At 43.7% G+C, this 1,312-nt stretch carries 2 protein-coding genes; both read left to right on the forward strand.

Features of this window, described 5'->3' with window-relative positions:
• On the forward strand, window positions 1-366 hold a 366-nt coding region (locus ACFQ3S_RS19635), incomplete at its 5' end, for an ISAon1 family transposase N-terminal region protein (protein ID WP_449288938.1).
• Window positions 359-1,312 (forward strand): ISAon1 family transposase (locus ACFQ3S_RS19640; protein ID WP_377167884.1); only part of this gene is annotated, 954 nt, incomplete at its 3' end. The genes ACFQ3S_RS19635 and ACFQ3S_RS19640, both read left to right, overlap by 8 nt.

Consider the following 1,312-nt stretch of genomic DNA (forward strand, 5'->3'; position numbering starts at 1 on the left):
TACGCTTATACCTTGCAAACGACATACGAAACTCTTGTCCGCCTTCTGTTGCCTGAAGGCATCTTAGAATACTTTGACTTGATCGATGTAGCCCAAACTTCTGCCGGGCTTAATATCCATTTAGAAGAAAAGAACATTACTCCTGCCGGTTATGAGAACGTAAAGCTGGAATCGAAAGGCTTTTTACCGGAAACCAGTATCCAGGATTTCCCGATACGCGGGCATAAGGTGGCCCTATGCATCAAACGGCGCAGGTGGGAAGTATCGGAAAGCAAAACAATCATTACAAGAAACTGGGATATCGTACAAAAAGGAGCGCGAATGACAACGGAATTCGGCACTTTTTTAAAAGGTATATTTGGATAACAACCCGATCAGTTGTCACCTGCTTGGTCGCCTTTATACCGTCGATGGCAAACAATTACAGCAACAATACAAAGATCACCTGAGTGACTTCCATACCTGGGGGCAGAAAGAGCATGCAGAAGAATGGTTGTTGTTTGCTGACAATATAGGGCCATCGCTTAGCATAGATGAAACGGCACTAAGCAATGGGGAGCTCTATACCATCGTGACCAATAAGGAAGCCAAAGGTGGTAAAAAAGCAATCGTAGCTATGCTGAAAGGCACACAGGCAGAACATATTATGGCCGTGCTGGAACGGATACCTGTCCGTAATAGAAACAAGGTCAGGGAAGTAACGATGGATATGGCAGCTAACATGATCAAGGCTATCCGCAGATGTTTTACAAATGCAGAACGGGTAATAGACCGTTTCCATGTCCAGAAGCTAGCCTATGACGCTGTACAGGAAGCCCGGATCAAATACAGGTGGGAAGCTTTGGATAAAGAGAACAGTGCCATTGAAGCTGCTAAAAAGAATAAGCAAAGCTATCAGCCCGAAGTCTTTTCTAATGGTGATACCTTAAAGCAATTATTGGCCAGAAGTCGATACCTCTTATTCAAGCATCCAACTAAATGGACGGCTTCACAAAAAGAAAGGGCAGAACTGCTTTTTCCGAGATACCCTTTATTGTATCAGGCTCACAATCTGTCGCTGCGTTTGGGAAACATATTTACCATATGCAAAAGCAAGCAACAAGCATTTAAAAGACTAGCTATCTGGTATAATGATGTAGAAGCGGTTGGAATCGATGCCTTTAAAACGGTGGCAAGGTCGGTGCAAACACATTATGAATCTATCCTGAACTTCTTTAACAACAGGAGTACCAATGCTTCGGCAGAATCCTTTAATGCAAAGGTCAAGGCTTTCAGGACCACTTCAAGAGGTGTAAGAGATACCGCTTTCTTC

Origin of the sequence: Mucilaginibacter terrae, from assembly GCF_042679325.1 — a bacterium.
Lineage (GTDB): Bacteria > Bacteroidota > Bacteroidia > Sphingobacteriales > Sphingobacteriaceae > Mucilaginibacter > Mucilaginibacter terrae.